Origin of the sequence: Escherichia sp. WS1152 (assembly GCF_046487665.1) — a bacterium.
Lineage (GTDB): Bacteria > Pseudomonadota > Gammaproteobacteria > Enterobacterales > Enterobacteriaceae > Escherichia > Escherichia coli.
Genome location: NZ_JBJQJA010000035.1, coordinates 1 through 16,439, shown reverse-complemented (window position 1 = coordinate 16,439; position 16,439 = coordinate 1). Strand labels below are relative to the sequence as shown.

The 16,439-nt window shown below is 58.1% G+C and carries 17 protein-coding genes and 2 pseudogenes; 9 read left to right on the top strand and 10 right to left on the bottom strand.

Translation table 11 applies throughout. The annotated features are described in order from the left end of the window. The first annotated feature begins 179 nt into the window (after positions 1-179). Genes ACJHW7_RS24500 through mphR(A) form a run of 3 tightly spaced genes read left to right on the top strand, consistent with a single transcriptional unit; the run spans position 180 to position 2,904 of the window. Complete coding sequence (locus tag ACJHW7_RS24500; protein WP_000219391.1) at positions 180-1,085, top strand: Mph(A) family macrolide 2'-phosphotransferase; 906 nt, start codon at positions 180-182, stop codon at positions 1,083-1,085. Further along, positions 1,082-2,320 (top strand): macrolide resistance MFS transporter Mrx(A), encoded by a 1,239-nt coding sequence (gene mrx(A), locus ACJHW7_RS24495; protein WP_000004159.1) that lies wholly within the window; start codon positions 1,082-1,084, stop codon positions 2,318-2,320. The genes ACJHW7_RS24500 and mrx(A) overlap by 4 nt, the downstream gene beginning before the upstream one ends. Next, positions 2,320-2,904, top strand: a complete 585-nt coding sequence (gene mphR(A), locus ACJHW7_RS24490) for a macrolide-binding transcriptional repressor MphR(A) (protein WP_001137892.1) — start codon at positions 2,320-2,322, stop codon at positions 2,902-2,904. Before mrx(A) ends, mphR(A) begins: the two co-directional genes overlap by 1 nt. Positions 2,905-3,396: 492 nt before the next feature. On the opposite strand, the gene ACJHW7_RS24485 is transcribed toward mphR(A), so the two are convergent. The 9 genes and pseudogenes from ACJHW7_RS24485 to dfrA12 all read right to left on the bottom strand — a co-directional run bounded on the left by ACJHW7_RS24485 (position 3,397) and on the right by dfrA12 (position 9,436). Continuing rightward, positions 3,397-4,161 carry an IS6-like element IS6100 family transposase gene (locus ACJHW7_RS24485; protein ID WP_001389365.1) on the bottom strand — a complete coding sequence of 255 codons (765 nt, stop codon included), beginning with the start codon at positions 4,159-4,161 and terminating at the stop codon, positions 3,397-3,399. A 226-nt stretch (positions 4,162-4,387) separates the two neighbouring features. Continuing rightward, entirely contained in the window at positions 4,388-4,693 is a 306-nt protein-coding gene (locus ACJHW7_RS24480; RefSeq protein ID WP_000130000.1) for a PadR family transcriptional regulator, read from the bottom strand. Between the two features lie 10 nt (positions 4,694-4,703). After that, complete coding sequence (chrA, locus tag ACJHW7_RS24475; protein WP_000184001.1) at positions 4,704-5,909, bottom strand: chromate efflux transporter; 1,206 nt, start codon at positions 5,907-5,909, stop codon at positions 4,704-4,706. A gap of 155 nt (positions 5,910-6,064) precedes the next feature. Beyond that, positions 6,065-6,268 (bottom strand): hypothetical protein, encoded by a 204-nt coding sequence (locus tag ACJHW7_RS24470; protein ID WP_000376616.1) that lies wholly within the window; start codon positions 6,266-6,268, stop codon positions 6,065-6,067. 127 nt (positions 6,269-6,395) lie between these two features. Beyond that, positions 6,396-7,235 carry a sulfonamide-resistant dihydropteroate synthase Sul1 gene (gene sul1, locus ACJHW7_RS24465; protein ID WP_000259031.1) on the bottom strand — a complete coding sequence of 280 codons (840 nt, stop codon included), beginning with the start codon at positions 7,233-7,235 and terminating at the stop codon, positions 6,396-6,398. Next, on the bottom strand, positions 7,229-7,576 hold the full coding sequence (locus ACJHW7_RS24460; RefSeq protein ID WP_000679427.1) for a quaternary ammonium compound efflux SMR transporter QacE delta 1: 348 nt from the start codon (positions 7,574-7,576) through the stop codon (positions 7,229-7,231). The genes sul1 and ACJHW7_RS24460 overlap by 7 nt, the downstream gene beginning before the upstream one ends. A 116-nt stretch (positions 7,577-7,692) precedes the next feature. Continuing rightward, positions 7,693-8,531: pseudogene (locus ACJHW7_RS24455) on the bottom strand (AadA family aminoglycoside 3''-O-nucleotidyltransferase). A 5-nt stretch (positions 8,532-8,536) separates the two neighbouring features. Beyond that, complete coding sequence (locus ACJHW7_RS24450) at positions 8,537-8,827, bottom strand: DUF1010 domain-containing protein (RefSeq protein ID WP_001336345.1); 291 nt, start codon at positions 8,825-8,827, stop codon at positions 8,537-8,539. A gap of 111 nt (positions 8,828-8,938) precedes the next feature. Beyond that, entirely contained in the window at positions 8,939-9,436 is a 498-nt protein-coding gene (gene dfrA12 / locus ACJHW7_RS24445; RefSeq protein WP_001083725.1) for a trimethoprim-resistant dihydrofolate reductase DfrA12, read from the bottom strand. A 144-nt stretch (positions 9,437-9,580) separates the two neighbouring features. Here dfrA12 and intI1 point away from each other — a divergent pair, with 144 nt between their 5' ends. The 5 genes and pseudogenes from intI1 (at position 9,581) to ACJHW7_RS24420 (ending at position 15,246) form a co-directional block, all read left to right on the top strand. After that, positions 9,581-10,594 carry a class 1 integron integrase IntI1 gene (intI1, locus tag ACJHW7_RS24440; RefSeq protein WP_000845039.1) on the top strand — a complete coding sequence of 338 codons (1,014 nt, stop codon included), beginning with the start codon at positions 9,581-9,583 and terminating at the stop codon, positions 10,592-10,594. Between the two features lie 202 nt (positions 10,595-10,796). Next, positions 10,797-11,147, top strand: a pseudogene (locus ACJHW7_RS24435) (DUF3330 domain-containing protein); the annotation flags it as partial. A gap of 125 nt (positions 11,148-11,272) precedes the next feature. Beyond that, positions 11,273-11,833, top strand: coding sequence for a recombinase family protein (locus tag ACJHW7_RS24430; RefSeq protein WP_000147567.1), 561 nt, complete (start codon positions 11,273-11,275; stop codon positions 11,831-11,833). A gap of 2 nt (positions 11,834-11,835) precedes the next feature. Beyond that, positions 11,836-14,802 (top strand): Tn3-like element TnAs3 family transposase, encoded by a 2,967-nt coding sequence (locus ACJHW7_RS24425; protein ID WP_001138064.1) that lies wholly within the window; start codon positions 11,836-11,838, stop codon positions 14,800-14,802. 66 nt (positions 14,803-14,868) lie between these two features. Continuing rightward, positions 14,869-15,246, top strand: a complete 378-nt coding sequence (locus ACJHW7_RS24420; RefSeq protein ID WP_000656305.1) for a GNAT family N-acetyltransferase — start codon at positions 14,869-14,871, stop codon at positions 15,244-15,246. A gap of 200 nt (positions 15,247-15,446) precedes the next feature. Here ACJHW7_RS24420 and ACJHW7_RS24415 read toward each other — a convergent pair whose 3' ends face one another. After that, positions 15,447-16,106: a type A-1 chloramphenicol O-acetyltransferase gene (locus tag ACJHW7_RS24415; protein ID WP_000412211.1), complete on the bottom strand. Its 660-nt coding sequence runs from the start codon at positions 16,104-16,106 to the stop codon at positions 15,447-15,449. 278 nt (positions 16,107-16,384) lie between these two features. Between ACJHW7_RS24415 and ACJHW7_RS24410 the strand changes: the two genes are divergently transcribed. Next, positions 16,385-16,439, top strand: a 55-nt coding sequence (locus ACJHW7_RS24410; RefSeq protein WP_129692851.1) for an IS1 family transposase, incomplete at its 3' end; no start/stop codon positions are given.

The window sequence follows — 16,439 nt, the reverse complement described above, 5'->3', positions numbered from 1 at the left end:
TTATTATGGTGATCCCCTGGGCGAAATGCGCCTGGTAAGCAGAGTTTTTGAAATGTAAGGCCTTTGAATAAGACAAAAGGCTGCCTCATCGCTAACTTTGCAACAGTGCCGGATTGAATATAACCGACGTGACTGTTACATTTAGGTGGCTAAACCCGTCAAGCCCTCAGGAGTGAATCATGACCGTAGTCACGACCGCCGATACCTCCCAACTGTACGCACTTGCAGCCCGACATGGGCTCAAGCTCCATGGCCCGCTGACTGTCAATGAGCTTGGGCTCGACTATAGGATCGTGATCGCCACCGTCGACGATGGACGTCGGTGGGTGCTGCGCATCCCGCGCCGAGCCGAGGTAAGCGCGAAGGTCGAACCAGAGGCGCGGGTGCTGGCAATGCTCAAGAATCGCCTGCCGTTCGCGGTGCCGGACTGGCGCGTGGCCAACGCCGAGCTCGTTGCCTATCCCATGCTCGAAGACTCGACTGCGATGGTCATCCAGCCTGGTTCGTCCACGCCCGACTGGGTCGTGCCGCAGGACTCGGAGGTCTTCGCGGAGAGCTTCGCGACCGCGCTCGCCGCCCTGCATGCCGTCCCCATTTCCGCCGCCGTGGATGCGGGGATGCTCATCCGTACACCGACGCAGGCCCGTCAGAAGGTGGCCGACGACGTTGACCGCGTCCGACGCGAGTTCGTGGTGAACGACAAGCGCCTCCACCGGTGGCAGCGCTGGCTCGACGACGATTCGTCGTGGCCAGATTTCTCCGTGGTGGTGCATGGCGATCTCTACGTGGGCCATGTGCTCATCGACAACACGGAGCGCGTCAGCGGGATGATCGACTGGAGCGAGGCCCGCGTTGATGACCCTGCCATCGACATGGCCGCGCACCTTATGGTCTTTGGTGAAGAGGGGCTCGCGAAGCTCCTCCTCACGTATGAAGCGGCCGGTGGCCGGGTGTGGCCGCGGCTCGCCCACCACATCGCGGAGCGCCTTGCGTTCGGGGCGGTCACCTACGCACTCTTCGCCCTCGACTCGGGTAACGAAGAGTACCTCGCTGCGGCGAAGGCGCAGCTCGCCGCAGCGGAATGAGCGAACGTCGATATAGCCCGCTCGCGACGCTGTTCGCGGCGACCTTTCTCTTCCGGATCGGCAACGCGGTGGCGGCCCTCGCGCTTCCATGGTTCGTCCTGTCTCATACAAAGAGCGCGGCCTGGGCGGGCGCCACGGCCGCTAGCAGCGTCATCGCGACCATCATCGGCGCGTGGGTTGGTGGTGGCCTCGTCGATCGGTTCGGGCGCGCGCCCGTCGCATTGATCTCGGGTGTGGTGGGCGGCGTGGCCATGGCGAGCATCCCACTGCTCGATGCCGTTGGCGCCCTCTCGAACACTGGGCTGATCGCTTGCGTGGTGCTCGGTGCCGCGTTCGACGCACCCGGTATGGCCGCGCAGGACAGTGAGCTGCCCAAACTCGGCCACGTCGCCGGGCTCTCCGTTGAGCGCGTCTCGTCACTGAAAGCGGTGATCGGGAACGTCGCGATTCTAGGTGGCCCGGCCCTTGGGGGGGCCGCAATCGGCCTGCTTGGCGCTGCGCCAACGCTCGGGCTGACGGCGTTCTGCTCCGTCCTTGCAGGTCTGCTCGGCGCGTGGGTGCTTCCCGCGCGTGCCGCTCGGACGATGACCACGACGGCGACTCTCTCCATGCGCGCCGGCGTCGCTTTTCTCTGGAGCGAACCCCTGCTGCGCCCTCTCTTTGGTATAGTGATGATCTTCGTGGGCATCGTTGGCGCCAACGGCAGCGTCATCATGCCTGCGCTGTTTGTAGATGCAGGACGCCAAGTAGCAGAGCTCGGGCTGTTCTCCTCAATGATGGGGGCTGGTGGTCTCCTTGGCATTGCCATTCATGCGTCGGTCGGCGCCCGGATATCAGCGCAGAACTGGCTGGCGGTGGCATTTTGTGGCTCTGCGGTGGGCTCGCTTCTGCTTTCACAGTTGCCAGGCGTGCCGGTGCTGATGTTGTTGGGCGCGCTCGTGGGACTGCTGACCGGCTCAGTCTCTCCCATTCTCAACGCTGCCATCTACAACCGCACGCCGCCAGAACTTCTCGGCCGGGTACTCGGCACGGTCTCGGCGGTGATGCTGTCAGCCTCGCCCATGGTTATGCTTGCGGCCGGCGCGTTTGTCGACCTTGCTGGTCCGCTCCCTGGCCTCGTTGTATCGGCCGTGTTTGCGGGGCTCGTGGCTCTACTCTCGCTCCGTCTTCAATTTGCTACAATGGCGGCGGCAGCCACAGCCTCCGCCCCAACCCATACAGAAGGTGAACACTGATGCCCCGCCCCAAGCTCAAGTCCGATGACGAGGTACTCGAGGCCGCCACCGTAGTGCTGAAGCGTTGCGGTCCCATAGAGTTCACGCTCAGCGGAGTAGCAAAGGAGGTGGGGCTCTCCCGCGCAGCGTTAATCCAGCGCTTCACCAACCGCGATACGCTGCTGGTGAGGATGATGGAGCGCGGCGTCGAGCAGGTGCGGCATTACCTGAATGCGATACCGATAGGCGCAGGGCCGCAAGGGCTCTGGGAATTTTTGCAGGTGCTCGTTCGGAGCATGAACACTCGCAACGACTTCTCGGTGAACTATCTCATCTCCTGGTACGAGCTCCAGGTGCCGGAGCTACGCACGCTTGCGATCCAGCGGAACCGCGCGGTGGTGGAGGGGATCCGCAAGCGACTGCCCCCAGGTGCTCCTGCGGCAGCTGAGTTGCTCCTGCACTCGGTCATCGCTGGCGCGACGATGCAGTGGGCCGTCGATCCGGATGGTGAGCTAGCTGATCATGTGCTGGCTCAGATCGCTGCCATCCTGTGTTTAATGTTTCCCGAACACGACGATTTCCAACTCCTCCAGGCACATGCGTAAACGGAGGTGTGCAGAGTCCCTGCGGCAGGCGACGAACACGACCGTCGTCGATTAGTACCGGTACGGTCGGTGGTATCGAAGTCTTGATCACCACTCAGGTCTACGGCTTACAAATGGTGACCATCCCGATACTTGCGTCAGAGCACCGGGCCGATTCTTTGACAGTGAATCACTCCCGTAAGGTTGTGCCGGTGTGGGTGTCCCGGGTCGAGACGATACTCCGCCAATGCGCCCAGCAAACAACCTGGCCATCGCAGGTGGTGGGGAGCGGTGTGGCGGATGAGTTGGACAAGTTGGTGTAGCAGCACGAGCACGGCGAGATAACATCGCAGGAGTTCGACATGCTCAAGAGACAGCTGATTGCGAATCGCGATGCAGATTCATAACCCGATTGCGGGTTGGCTTCACTCCACCATCACCGAGCAGACTAGCACGGCGGGCTCTGTTGCAAAGATTGGCGGCAGTCAGAGGTAGGCTGTCGCTCTGCGCCGATCAGGCGGCTGCTGCGAAATGGTGGTTGAGCATGCCCATGGCCTCCGTCAGCGCCGAGGGCCCAATGCCAAAAGCTCTCTCCACAAGGCGCACCTCGCCCCTGATGCCGGGCTGCAGGCACCAGGGGCGAGCCTGTCCTTTGCGCAGGGCTCGCATGACTTCGAATCCCTTGATCGTGGCATAGGCCGTGGGGATCGATTTGAAACCGCGCACCGGCTTGATCAGTATCTTGAGCTTTCCGTGATCGGCCTCGATCACGTTATTGAGATACTTCACCTGCCGGTGGGCCGTCTCCCGGTCCAGCTTTCCTTCGCGCTTCAATTCGGTGATCGCTGCACCATAGCTCGGCGCTTTGTCGGTATTGAGCGTGGCAGGCTTTTCCCAGTGCTTCAGGCCTCGCAGGGCCTTGCCCAGGAACCGCTTCGCTGCCTTGGCGCTGCGGGTCGGCGACAGGTAGAAATCGATCGTGTCGCCCCGCTTGTCGACTGCCCGGTACAGGTAGGTCCACTTGCCCCGCACCTTGACGTAGGTTTCATCCAGGCGCCAGCTCGGATCAAAGCCACGCCGCCAGAACCAGCGCAGCCGCTTCTCCATCTCCGGGGCGTAGCACTGGACCCAGCGATAGATCGTCGTATGGTCGACCGAAATGCCGCGTTCCGCCAGCATTTCCTCAAGGTCGCGATAGCTGATCGGATAGCGACAATACCAGCGCACCGCCCACAGGATCACATCACCCTGGAAATGGCGCCACTTGAAATCCGTCATCGTTCCGTCCGTCCAATCTCCGCCAAGCATGCTCAAGCTTCACGATTTTTGCAACAGAGCCCACACGAGTATTGAGCATAGTCGAGATTGGTGCAGATCACTTCTGATATTGAACTGTCAGGAGCTGGCTGCACAACAGCCATTACGCCCAATCAACTGGTGCAGTCGTCTTCTGAAAATGACAATCCAGTTAGGGTATAGCTCAACCTGACATAGAAGCAAAAACTCAACCACCTTCTACCAACTCTCCGAACAGCTCCTTGACCTTTGTTTTCGCATCAGCAAGTGCAGTTCTGCCTTGTTCAGTGATGTCATAAACACGCCGTTCACGTCGCCCGGTGCGTTCGTGGCGTGAGGTCAGATAGCCTTTTTTTTCCAGGCCGTGCAGCATCGGGTACACGGTGCCAGCGCTCATCTCGTAGCCGTGTCGGCGTAGCTCTTCGATGATCCCCAGCCCAAAGACAGGTTCCTCGGCTGCATGGTGAAGGATGTGCAGGCGGATCAAACCGCCGTAGAGGTCTTTGTCAGTCATTTTTTGTGCCTCACAGAGCGACGCTCAACAGCCACCCAGCTGCACCGCTACCGAGGACAACCAGCCACGGCGGGAGCTTCCAGAACATAAGTGCGACAAGGGCAACTAATGCCAAGCCGAAGTCTTGCGGCTGAAAGATGGCGCTAGTCCATACAGGCTGATACAGCGCGGCCAGCAGCAAGCCGACTACAGCGGCATTGATCCCGGCCAGCGCAGCTTGGATGCCTGTATTGCGGCGCAAACGCTCCCAAAATGGCATTGATCCGACGACCAGCAAGAACGAGGGCGCGAAGATAGCCAGCAGACACACAATGCCGCCGATCCAGCCCGACGGGGCGGTGTTCATCGAGGCACCAAGAAACGCGGCGAACGTGAACAAAGGGCCGGGCACCGCTTGAGCTGCCCCGTACCCCGCGAGAAAGGATTCATTGTTGACCCAGCCGGAGGGCACCACTTCGGCTTGCAGTAATGGCAGCACAACGTGACCACCGCCGAACACCAGTGATCCGACACGATAGAAGGAATCCACCATTGCCATGGTTTGACTTGGCATCAGTTCGGCCAACACCGGCAGGCCAATCAGCAAGACAAAGAACAGCGAGAGCCAAAGCACGCCGGCCCGGTGACTGACCGTGATAGGTAGGGGGTCATGCTCAACAACTTTCGCTGGCTTGAACAATAACCGGCCTGCGATGCCTGCGATAGCAATCACGCCAACCTGTCCCCACGCGGACGGCACAAGTAAAACGACGCAGGTAGCAATTGCCATGATGGTGACTCGCAGCCCATCCGTGCATAGGTTACGCGCCATGCCCCATACTGCTTGAGCGACCACGGCCACAGCCACCACTTTTAAGCCATGCAACGCGCCCTGCGAGACGTAATCGCCATAGCTGGAGATGCCGAGCGCAAAAAGGATCAAGGCTATGGCAGACGGCAGCGTGAAGCCAGCCCAAGCAGCCAGCGCCCCGCTGTATCCAGCCCGAGACAGTCCTACCGCTATGCCGACCTGGCTGCTTGCAGGCCCTGGCAAGAACTGACAAAGCGCGACCAAGTCAGCATAGCTCCGTTCGGAGAGCCAGCGCCGCCGTGTGACAAATTCGGCGCGGAAGTAGCCCAAGTGCGCAATGGGGCCGCCAAAAGATGTCAATCCAAGCCGCAGAAAAATAAGAAAGACCGACCATGGTCTGCTGTCATCGGTAGGGTTATTCGTCATACTTTCGCCTTCATGATCTGCAACGAGTTGATCAATAATAAGCGAAATTCGATAACGAAATTCGATATAAATCTAGAAAAAAATACCTCTATGTGTACTACGCAGTTTTAGCTGTGGCTTTCACAGGAGCACGCTTACTTACGGCTTAGCGTGCTTTATTTTCCGTTTTCTGAGGCGATCCCTAGGAGCTCGGATCTCAGGACGAAGGTCTCCGCGAATGTCCGGTCGATCCGCGCGACGTCCCAGGCGGGCGTTCCCTTGGCGGACATCCACGCCGCAGCGTCGTGCATCAGCCGCACAACCTCGTCGATATCACCCGAGCAGGCGACCCGAACGTTCGGAGGCTCCTCGCTGTCCATTCGCTCCCCTGGCGCGGTATGAACCGCCGCCTCATAGTGCAGTTTGATCCTGACGAGCCCAGCATGTCTGCGCCCACCTTCGCGGAACCTGACCAGGGTCCGCTAGCGGGCGGCCGGAAGGTGAATGCTAGGCATGATCTAACCCTCGGTCTCTGGCGTCGCGACTGCGAAATTTCGCGAGGGTTTCCGAGAAGGTGATTGCGCTTCGCAGATCTCCAGGCGCGTGGGTGCGGACGTAGTCAGCGCCATTGCCGATCGCGTGAAGTTCCGCCGCAAGGCTCGCTGGACCCAGATCCTTTACAGGAAGGCCAACGGTGGCGCCCAAGAAGGATTTCCGCGACACCGAGACCAATAGCGGAAGCCCCAACGCCGACTTCAGCTTTTGAAGGTTCGACAGCACGTGCAGCGATGTTTCCGGTGCGGGGCTCAAGAAAAATCCCATCCCCGGATCGAGGATGAGCCGGTCGGCAGCGACCCCGCTCCGTCGCAAGGCGGAAACCCGCGCCTCGAAGAACCGCACAATCTCGTCGAGCGCGTCTTCGGGTCGAAGGTGACCGGTGCGGGTGGCGATGCCATCCCGCTGCGCTGAGTGCATAACCACCAGCCTGCAGTCCGCCTCAGCAATATCGGGATAGAGCGCAGGGTCAGGAAATCCTTGGATATCGTTCAGGTAGCCCACGCCGCGCTTGAGCGCATAGCGCTGGGTTTCCGGTTGGAAGCTGTCGATTGAAACACGGTGCATCTGATCGGACAGGGCGTCTAAGAGCGGCGCAATACGTCTGATCTCATCGGCCGGCGATACAGGCCTCGCGTCCGGATGGCTGGCGGCCGGTCCGACATCCACGACGTCTGATCCGACTCGCAGCATTTCGATCGCCGCGGTGACAGCGCCGGCGGGGTCTAGCCGCCGGCTCTCATCGAAGAAGGAGTCCTCGGTGAGATTCAGAATGCCGAACACCGTCACCATGGCGTCGGCCTCCGCAGCGACTTCCACGATGGGGATCGGGCGAGCAAAAAGGCAGCAATTATGAGCCCCATACCTACAAAGCCCCACGCATCAAGCTTTTGCCCATGAAGCAACCAGGCAATGGCTGTAATTATGACGACGCCGAGTCCCGACCAGACTGCATAAGCAACACCGACAGGGATGGATTTCAGAACCAGAGAAAGAAAATAAAATGCGATGCCATAACCGATTATGACAACGGCGGAAGGGGCAAGCTTAGTAAAGCCCTCGCTAGATTTTAATGCGGATGTTGCGATTACTTCGCCAACTATTGCGATAACAAGAAAAAGCCAGCCTTTCATGATATATCTCCCAATTTGTGTAGGGCTTATTATGCACGCTTAAAAATAATAAAAGCAGACTTGACCTGATAGTTTGGCTGTGAGCAATTATGTGCTTAGTGCATCTAACGCCGGAGTTAAGCCGCCGCGCGTAGCGCGGTCGGCTTGAACGAATTGTTAGACATCATTTACCAACTGACTTGATGATCTCGCCTTTCACAAAGCGAATAAATTCTTCCAAGTGATCTGCGCGTGAGGCCAAGTGATCTTCTTTTTGTCCCAGATAAGCTTGCTTAGCTTCAAGTAAGACGGGCTGATACTGGGCAGGTAGGCGTTTTATTGCCCAGTCGGCAGCGACATCCTTCGGCGCGATTTTGCCGGTTATTGCGCTGTACCAAATGCGGGACAACGTAAGCACTACATTTCGCTCATCGCCGGCCCAGTCGGGCTGCGAGTTCCATAGCTTCAAGGTTTCCCTCAGCGCCTCGAATAGATCCTGTTCAGGAACCGGGTCAAAGAATTCCTCCGCTGCCGGACCTACCAAGGCAACGCTATGTTCTCTTGCTTTTGTAAGCAGGATAGCTAGATCAATGTCGATCATGGCTGGCTCGAAGATACCCGCAAGAATGTCATTGCGCTGCCATTCTCCAAATTGCAGCTCGCGCTTAGCCGGATAACGCCACGGGATGATGTCGTCATGCACGACAAGGGTGACTTCTATAGCGCGGAGCGTCTCGCTCTCGCCAGGGAAAGCCGAAGCCTCCATAAGATCATTGAGCAATGCTCGCCGCGTCGTTTCATCAAGCTTTACGGCCACAGTAACCAACAAATCAATATCGCTGTATGGCTTCAGGCCGCCATCCACTGCGGAGCCGTACAAATGCACGGCCAGCAACGTTGATTCCAGATGGCGCTCAATGACGCTTAGCACCTCTGATAGTTGGTTCGAAATTTCGATGGTCACCGCTTCCCTCATGATGTCTAACGGGCGAGGTAAGCCGACCGCAGAATGCGGGTCGGCTTGACCGAAATGTTAGAACCAGAAGCCAAAACGGATAACTTGAATTTGGCGACGGGCGCTAACCGTGAAAAAACGCTGCGCCACCGAGGCGGCACAGCACTGCAAAAACGATAGCTGCTTGCGCTTGCTACGCAAGGGCTAGAGGCCAAAAAGACTGAAAACCTGCGCAGCCCATGCAGGCGAAGCCCGGAAAAAAGGCAAAACAGGCACTGAATAACGCCTGAAAAGCTAAATGCCGTTTGAATAAACATGAGCTAAATAAAGCTGGGTTTCAGTGGTGCTAACGTTGGACGTAACGAGAGCCGGAGCGCAGCGGAGGGAACCAAAATGCGCAGCATTTTGGCGTCCCGTTGACGGAATGGTTAGCCGTTTCGACGCGCATAAACGGAGTGGGTGTACGGAATTACAGCTTGAATGGTTTCGGTTGAGACAAGCTCGAATTCTGTTTCGTTGAGCATTGGGAAGAAGGCGTCACCCTCGAAGGTTTGATGTACCTCAGATAGAAACACGCCGTGGGCGTGAGGTAGTGCCAGAGTGTATATCTCAGCTCCGCCCGCGACGTAGAGTTCATTGCCGAGTTCGGATGCCAAAGCGATAGCGTGCGACAGCGTTGAAACAACTACGCAGCCAGTGGCGCGGTAGTTAGCTTGGCGTGAGATTACCAATGTGTGACGGTTCGGTAGAGGCTTGCCGATAGACTCAAAGGTCTTTCGCCCCATGACAACGACTTTTCCCTCAGTGAGTCTGCGAAAAATCTTCTGCTCACCCGGAATTTTCCAGGGGATATTAGGACCATTGCCAATAACCCGATTGGCTCCCATCGCAGCAACGAGATAAATGCGTACTGATTCCGAGTTCATATGGCTAACTTTGTTTTAGGGCGACTGCCCTGCTGCGTAACATCGTTGCTGCTCCATAACATCAAACATCGACCCACGGCGTAACGCGCTTGCTGCTTGGATGCCCGAGGCATAGACTGTACAAAAAAACAGTCATAACAAGCCATGAAAACCGCCACTGCGCCGTTACCACCGCTGCGTTCGGTCAAGGTTCTGGACCAGTTGCGTGAGCGCATACGCTACTTGCATTACAGCTTACCAACCGAACAGGCTTATGTCCACTGGGTTCGTGCCTTCATCCGTTTCCACGGTGTGCGTCACCCGGCAACCTTGGGCAGCAGCGAAGTCGAGGCATTTCTGTCCTGGCTGGCGAACGAGCGCAAGGTTTCGGTCTCCACGCATCGTCAGGCATTGGCGGCCTTGCTGTTCTTCTACGGCAAGGTGCTGTGCACGGATCTGCCCTGGCTTCAGGAGATCGGAAGACCTCGGCCGTCGCGGCGCTTGCCGGTGGTGCTGACCCCGGATGAAGTGGTTCGCATCCTCGGTTTTCTGGAAGGCGAGCATCGTTTGTTCGCCCAGCTTCTGTATGGAACGGGCATGCGGATCAGTGAGGGTTTGCAACTGCGGGTCAAGGATCTGGATTTCGATCACGGCACGATCATCGTGCGGGAGGGCAAGGGCTCCAAGGATCGGGCCTTGATGTTACCCGAGAGCTTGGCACCCAGCCTGCGCGAGCAGCTGTCGCGTGCACGGGCATGGTGGCTGAAGGACCAGGCCGAGGGCCGCAGCGGCGTTGCGCTTCCCGACGCCCTTGAGCGGAAGTATCCGCGCGCCGGGCATTCCTGGCCGTGGTTCTGGGTTTTTGCGCAGCACACGCATTCGACCGATCCACGGAGCGGTGTCGTGCGTCGCCATCACATGTATGACCAGACCTTTCAGCGCGCCTTCAAACGTGCCGTAGAACAAGCAGGCATCACGAAGCCCGCCACACCGCACACCCTCCGCCACTCGTTCGCGACGGCCTTGCTCCGCAGCGGTTACGACATTCGAACCGTGCAGGATCTGCTCGGCCATTCCGACGTCTCTACGACGATGATTTACACGCATGTGCTGAAAGTTGGCGGTGCCGGAGTGCGCTCACCGCTTGATGCGCTGCCGCCCCTCACTAGTGAGAGGTAGGGCAGCGCAAGTCAATCCTGGCGGATTCACTACCCCTGCGCGAAGGCCATCGGTGCCGCATCGAACGGCCGGTTGCGGAAAGTCCTCCCTGCGTCCGCTGATGGCCGGCAGCAGCCCGTCGTTGCCTGATGGATCCAACCCCTCCGCTGCTATAGTGCAGTCGGCTTCTGACGTTCAGTGCAGCCGTCTTCTGAAAACGACAATGGAGGTGGTAGCCGAGGGTGTGGAAACACCCGACTGCCTTGCGTGGTTGCGGCAGGCGGGTTGCGACACGGTGCAGGGTTTCCTGTTCGCCAGGCCGATGCCGGCGGCGGCCTTCGTCGGCTTCGTCAACCAATGGAGGAACACCACCATGAACGCCAATGAACCGAGCACCAGTTGCTGCGTGTGCTGCAAGGAAATCCCGCTCGATGCCGCCTTCACGCCGGAAGGGGCCGAGTACGTGGAGCATTTCTGCGGGCTGGAGTGCTATCAGCGCTTCCAGGCGCGGGCCAGCACTGCGACCGAAACCAGCGTCAAACCGGACGCTTGTGATTCGCCGCCGTCAGGTTGAGGCATACCCTAACCTGATGTCAGATGCCATGTGTAAATTGCGTCAGGATAGGATTGAATTTTGAATTTATTGACATATCTCGTTGAAGGTCATAGAGTCTTCCCTGACATTTTGCAGGGAATTCCATGACTGGACAGCGCATTGGGTATATCAGGGTCAGCACCTTCGACCAGAACCCGGAACGGCAACTGGAAGGCGTCAAGGTTGATCGCGCTTTTAGCGACAAGGCATCCGGCAAGGATGTCAAGCGTCCGCAACTGGAAGCGCTGATAAGCTTCGCCCGCACCGGCGACACCGTGGTGGTGCATAGCATGGATCGCCTGGCGCGCAATCTCGATGATTTGCGCCGGATCGTGCAAACGCTGACACAACGCGGCGTGCATATCGAATTCGTCAAGGAACACCTCAGTTTTACTGGCGAAGACTCTCCGATGGCGAACCTGATGCTCTCGGTGATGGGCGCGTTCGCCGAGTTCGAGCGCGCCCTGATCCGCGAGCGTCAGCGCGAGGGTATTGCGCTCGCCAAGCAACGCGGGGCTTACCGTGGCAGGAAGAAATCCCTGTCGTCTGAGCGTATTGCCGAACTGCGCCAACGTGTCGAGGCTGGCGAGCAAAAGACCAAGCTTGCTCGTGAATTCGGAATCAGTCGCGAAACCCTGTATCAATACTTGAGAACGGATCAGTAAATATGCCACGTCGTTCCATCCTGTCCGCCGCCGAGCGGGAAAGCCTGCTGGCGTTGCCGGACTCCAAGGACGACCTGATCCGACATTACACATTCAACGATACCGACCTCTCGATCATCCGACAGCGGCGCGGGCCAGCCAATCGGCTGGGCTTCGCGGTGCAGCTCTGTTACCTGCGCTTTCCCGGCGTCATCCTGGGCGTCGATGAACTACCGTTCCCGCCCTTGTTGAAGCTGGTCGCCGACCAGCTCAAGGTCGGCGTCGAAAGCTGGAACGAGTACGGCCAGCGGGAGCAGACCCGGCGCGAGCACCTGAGCGAGCTGCAAACCGTGTTCGGTTTCCGGCCCTTCACCATGAGCCATTACCGGCAGGCCGTCCAGATGCTGACCGAGCTGGCGATGCAAACCGACAAAGGCATCGTGCTGGCCAGCGCCTTGATCGGGCACCTGCGGCGGCAGTCGGTCATTCTGCCCGCCCTCAACGCCGTCGAGCGGGCGAGTGCCGAGGCGATCACCCGTGCTAACCGGCGCATCTACGACGCCTTGGCCGAACCACTGGCGGACGCGCATCGCCGCCGCCTCGACGATCTGCTCAAGCGCCGGGACAACGGCAAGACGACCTGGTTGGCTTGGTTGCGCCAGTCTCCGGCCAAGCCAAATTCGCGGCATATGCTGGAACACATCGAACGCCTCAAGGCATGGCAGGCACTCGATCTGCCTACCGGCATCGAGCGGCTGGTTCACCAGAACCGCCTGCTCAAGATTGCCCGCGAGGGCGGCCAGATGACACCCGCCGACCTGGCCAAATTCGAGCCGCAACGGCGCTACGCCACTCTCGTGGCGCTGGCCACCGAGGGCATGGCCACCGTCACCGACGAAATCATCGACCTGCACGACCGCATCCTGGGTAAGCTGTTTAACGCTGCCAAGAATAAGCATCAGCAGCAGTTCCAGGCGTCAGGCAAGGCCATCAACGCCAAGGTACGTCTGTACGGGCGCATCGGTCAGGCGCTGATCGACGCCAAGCAATCAGGCCGCGATGCGTTTGCCGCCATCGAGGCCGTCATGTCCTGGGATTCCTTTGCCGAGAGCGTCACCGAGGCGCAGAAGCTCGCGCAACCCGATGACTTCGATTTCCTGCATCGCATCGGCGAGAGCTACGCCACCCTGCGCCGCTATGCACCGGAATTCCTTGCCGTGCTCAAGCTGCGGGCCGCGCCCGCCGCCAAAAACGTGCTTGATGCCATTGAGGTGCTGCGCGGCATGAACACCGACAACGCCCGCAAGCTGCCAGCCGATGCACCGACCGGCTTCATCAAGCCGCGCTGGCAGAAACTGGTGATGACCGACGCCGGCATCGACCGGCGCTACTACGAACTGTGCGCGCTGTCCGAGTTGAAGAACTCCCTGCGCTCGGGCGACATCTGGGTGCAGGGTTCACGCCAGTTCAAGGACTTCGAGGACTACCTGGTACCGCCCGAGAAGTTCACCAGCCTCAAGCAGTCCAGCGAATTGCCGCTGGCCGTGGCCACCGACTGCGAACAATATCTGCATGAGCGGCTGACGCTGCTGGAAGCACAACTTGCCACCGTCAACCGCATGGCGGCAGCCAACGACCTGCCGGATGCCATCATCACCGAGTCGGGCTTGAAGATCACGCCGCTGGATGCGGCGGTGCCCGACACCGCGCAGGCGCTGATAGACCAGACAGCCATGGTCCTGCCGCACGTCAAGATCACCGAACTGCTGCTCGAAGTCGATGAGTGGACGGGCTTCACCCGGCACTTCACGCACTTGAAATCGGGCGATCTGGCCAAGGACAAGAACCTGTTGTTGACCACGATCCTGGCCGACGCGATCAACCTGGGCCTGACCAAGATGGCCGAGTCCTGCCCCGGCACGACCTACGCGAAGCTCGCTTGGCTGCAAGCCTGGCATACCCGCGACGAAACGTACTCGACAGCGTTGGCTGAACTGGTCAACGCTCAGTTTCGGCATCCCTTTGCCGGGCACTGGGGCGATGGCACCACATCATCATCGGACGGACAGAATTTCCGAACCGCTAGCAAGGCAAAGAGCACGGGGCACATCAACCCAAAATATGGCAGCAGCCCAGGACGGACTTTCTACACCCACATCTCCGACCAATACGCGCCATTCCACACCAAGGTGGTCAATGTCGGCCTGCGCGACTCAACCTACGTGCTCGACGGCCTGCTGTACCACGAATCCGACCTGCGGATCGAGGAGCACTACACCGACACGGCGGGCTTCACCGATCACGTCTTCGCCCTGATGCACCTCTTGGGCTTCCGCTTCGCGCCGCGCATCCGCGACCTGGGCGACACCAAGCTCTACATCCCGAAGGGCGATGCCGCCTATGACGCGCTCAAGCCGATGATCGGCGGCACGCTCAACATCAAGCACGTCCGCGCCCATTGGGACGAAATCCTGCGGCTGGCCACCTCGATCAAGCAGGGCACGGTGACGGCCTCGCTGATGCTCAGGAAACTCGGCAGCTACCCGCGCCAGAACGGCTTGGCCGTCGCGCTGCGCGAGTTGGGCCGCATCGAGCGCACGCTGTTCATCCTCGACTGGCTGCAAAGCGTCGAGCTACGCCGCCGCGTGCATGCCGGGCTGAACAAGGGCGAGGCGCGCAATGCGCTGGCCCGTGCCGTGTTCTTCAACCGCCTTGGTGAAATCCGTGACCGCAGTTTCGAGCAGCAGCGCTACCGGGCCAGCGGCCTCAACCTGGTGACGGCGGCCATCGTGCTGTGGAACACGGTCTACCTGGAGCGTGCGGCGCATGCGTTGCGCGGCAATGGTCATGCCGTCGATGACTCGCTATTGCAGTACCTGTCGCCACTCGGCTGGGAGCACATCAACCTGACCGGTGATTACCTATGGCGCAGCAGCGCCAAGATCGGCGCGGGGAAGTTCAGGCCGCTACGGCCTCTGCAACCGGCTTAGCGTGCTTTATTTTCCGTTTTCTGAGACGACCCCTATTATGGCGAAGGTATCATTCAGGAAGCGTTGATGAAGGATTATCTCTGTAAAAAGTTATTCAACCGGCTTTCCGGTACCCTGGTGATCAGAGCGCGCTGCGGCAATAACATTACTGGCCTGGCATGTTGCAATATTCTTTATCCCTCGCCCCGATACAGCGGTCAGCTGCATATTAAAGAGCTGTATGTTTCTCAGTGCGATCGAAATAAGGGCACGGGTAAAGCGATAATGCGCTTTATAGCCCGGCTTGCGCTTGAACAGGAATGCCTTAGCCTTAGCTGGAACGCTGAAAAATCCAACCCCGGCGCTAACCGTTTTTATCAGGCTCTGGGAGGCAGAATAAATGATCATATCGTCAATTATTACCTCCACGGGGAGAGCCTGAGCAAACTGGCCTCAGGCATTTGAGAAGCACACGGTCACACTGCTTCCGGTAGTCAATAAACCGGTAAACCAGCAATAGACATAAGCGGCTATTTAACGACCCTGCCCTGAACCGACGACCGGGTCGAATTTGCTTTCGAATTTCTGCCATTCATCCGCTTATTATCACTTATTCAGGCGTAGCAACCAGGCGTTTAAGGGCACCAATAACTGCCTTAAAAAAATTACGCCCCGCCCTGCCACTCATCGCAGTACTGTTGTAATTCATTAAGCATTCTGCCGACATGGAAGCCATCACAAACGGCATGATGAACCTGAATCGCCAGCGGCATCAGCACCTTGTCGCCTTGCGTATAATATTTGCCCATGGTGAAAACGGGGGCGAAGAAGTTGTCCATATTGGCCACGTTTAAATCAAAACTGGTGAAACTCACCCAGGGATTGGCTGAGACGAAAAACATATTCTCAATAAACCCTTTAGGGAAATAGGCCAGGTTTTCACCGTAACACGCCACATCTTGCGAATATATGTGTAGAAACTGCCGGAAATCGTCGTGGTATTCACTCCAGAGCGATGAAAACGTTTCAGTTTGCTCATGGAAAACGGTGTAACAAGGGTGAACACTATCCCATATCACCAGCTCACCGTCTTTCATTGCCATACGGAATTCCGGATGAGCATTCATCAGGCGGGCAAGAATGTGAATAAAGGCCGGATAAAACTTGTGCTTATTTTTCTTTACGGTCTTTAAAAAGGCCGTAATATCCAGCTGAACGGTCTGGTTATAGGTACATTGAGCAACTGACTGAAATGCCTCAAAATGTTCTTTACGATGCCATTGGGATATATCAACGGTGGTATATCCAGTGATTTTTTTCTCCATTTTAGCTTCCTTAGCTCCTGAAAATCTCGATAACTCAAAAAATACGCCCGGTAGTGATCTTATTTCATTATGGTGAAAGTTGGAACCTCTTACGTGCCGATCAACGTCTCATTTTCGCCAAAAGTTGGCCCAGGGCTTCCCGGTATCAACAGGGACACCAGGATTTATTTATTCTGCGAAGTGATCTTCCGTCACAGGTATTTATTCGGCGCAAAGTGCGTCGGGTGATGCTGCCAACTTACTGATTTAGTGTATGATGGTGTTTTTGAGGTGCTCCAGTGGCTTCTGTTTCTATCAGCTGTCCCTCCTGTTCAGCTACTGACGGGGTGGTGC

What these genes read in the sequence shown, in the direction of transcription:
- ACJHW7_RS24420 (WP_000656305.1), top strand. Translation starts at nt 14,869, where the DNA reads ATGAAGGATTATCTCTGTAAAAAGTTATTCAACCGGCTTTCCGGTACC.
- dfrA12 (WP_001083725.1), bottom strand. Translation starts at nt 9,436, where the DNA reads ATGAACTCGGAATCAGTACGCATTTATCTCGTTGCTGCGATGGGAGCC.
- intI1 (WP_000845039.1), top strand. Translation starts at nt 9,581, where the DNA reads ATGAAAACCGCCACTGCGCCGTTACCACCGCTGCGTTCGGTCAAGGTT.
- ACJHW7_RS24485 (WP_001389365.1), bottom strand. Translation starts at nt 4,161, where the DNA reads ATGACGGATTTCAAGTGGCGCCATTTCCAGGGTGATGTGATCCTGTGG.
- chrA (WP_000184001.1), bottom strand. Translation starts at nt 5,909, where the DNA reads ATGACGAATAACCCTACCGATGACAGCAGACCATGGTCGGTCTTTCTT.
- ACJHW7_RS24450 (WP_001336345.1), bottom strand. Translation starts at nt 8,827, where the DNA reads ATGTTTATTCAAACGGCATTTAGCTTTTCAGGCGTTATTCAGTGCCTG.
- ACJHW7_RS24415 (WP_000412211.1), bottom strand. Translation starts at nt 16,106, where the DNA reads ATGGAGAAAAAAATCACTGGATATACCACCGTTGATATATCCCAATGG.
- sul1 (WP_000259031.1), bottom strand. Translation starts at nt 7,235, where the DNA reads ATGGTGACGGTGTTCGGCATTCTGAATCTCACCGAGGACTCCTTCTTC.
- ACJHW7_RS24470 (WP_000376616.1), bottom strand. Translation starts at nt 6,268, where the DNA reads ATGGACAGCGAGGAGCCTCCGAACGTTCGGGTCGCCTGCTCGGGTGAT.
- ACJHW7_RS24460 (WP_000679427.1), bottom strand. Translation starts at nt 7,576, where the DNA reads ATGAAAGGCTGGCTTTTTCTTGTTATCGCAATAGTTGGCGAAGTAATC.
- ACJHW7_RS24480 (WP_000130000.1), bottom strand. Translation starts at nt 4,693, where the DNA reads ATGACTGACAAAGACCTCTACGGCGGTTTGATCCGCCTGCACATCCTT.
- ACJHW7_RS24430 (WP_000147567.1), top strand. Translation starts at nt 11,273, where the DNA reads ATGACTGGACAGCGCATTGGGTATATCAGGGTCAGCACCTTCGACCAG.
- ACJHW7_RS24500 (WP_000219391.1), top strand. Translation starts at nt 180, where the DNA reads ATGACCGTAGTCACGACCGCCGATACCTCCCAACTGTACGCACTTGCA.
- ACJHW7_RS24425 (WP_001138064.1), top strand. Translation starts at nt 11,836, where the DNA reads ATGCCACGTCGTTCCATCCTGTCCGCCGCCGAGCGGGAAAGCCTGCTG.